Origin of the sequence: Acinetobacter sp. KAM396 (assembly GCF_021602765.1) — a bacterium.
GTDB classification, from domain to species: domain Bacteria; phylum Pseudomonadota; class Gammaproteobacteria; order Pseudomonadales; family Moraxellaceae; genus Acinetobacter; species Acinetobacter towneri_A.
Map to the genome: position 1 here is coordinate 1 of NZ_BPPH01000099.1, position 696 is coordinate 696.

At 38.1% G+C, this 696-nt stretch carries 1 pseudogene; it reads right to left on the reverse strand.

Features of this window, described 5'->3' with window-relative positions:
* A pseudogene (locus L6C30_RS14670) lies at positions 1–620 on the reverse strand (IS3-like element ISAba14 family transposase); the annotation flags it as partial.
* Between the last annotated feature and the right edge of the window lie 76 nt (positions 621–696).

The following is a 696-nucleotide window of genomic DNA, read 5'->3' on the forward strand; positions in this document are numbered from 1 at the left end:
TGGATATTTACGGTGAGCTTGATTAGCCTGGCTTAAATTTGGTTTGCAATATAACGCCTGAATACCCATTTTCTTCATTAAAGTACGTGTATGACGTCGTCCTATATGATGTCCTTGACGATTCAACAAATCACGCATCATACGACTGCCTGCAAAAGGATATTGCATATGTAATTCATCAATACATCGCATCAGCTTCAGATCTGATGCACTCACAGGTTTTGGGCGATAGTAATAACAACCACGGGAGACTTTCAGCAGCTTAGCTTGCTTAGATACTGAAATCTGAAGTGAGTCGTCGATTAACTTTTGTGGTTGAAGCGGCCCAGTTTCTTCAACACACCTTCTAAAAAATCAATTTCTAATGCCTGCTCACCGATTTTTGCATGTAGTTTTTTTAGATCGATGGGTGGTTCTGTTGGAGCTTTTGATTGATCGAAAGCTTGCGAGGAAGCTGAGATCAATTGATTTTTCCAGTCAATAATTTGGTTTTGATGAACATCAAACTCAGCACTCAATTCAGCAAGTGTTTTTTCTGCTTTAATCGCAGCAAGTGCTACCTTAGCTTTAAAATCATTTGAATGATTTCTTCTTGGTCTACGTGCCATAAAATACTCCATATATTGATGTTTATAACATCATTTGAGGAGCAGAATATCACTTATAGGAGTTGTTCAAATTTACGGATCCATCTCT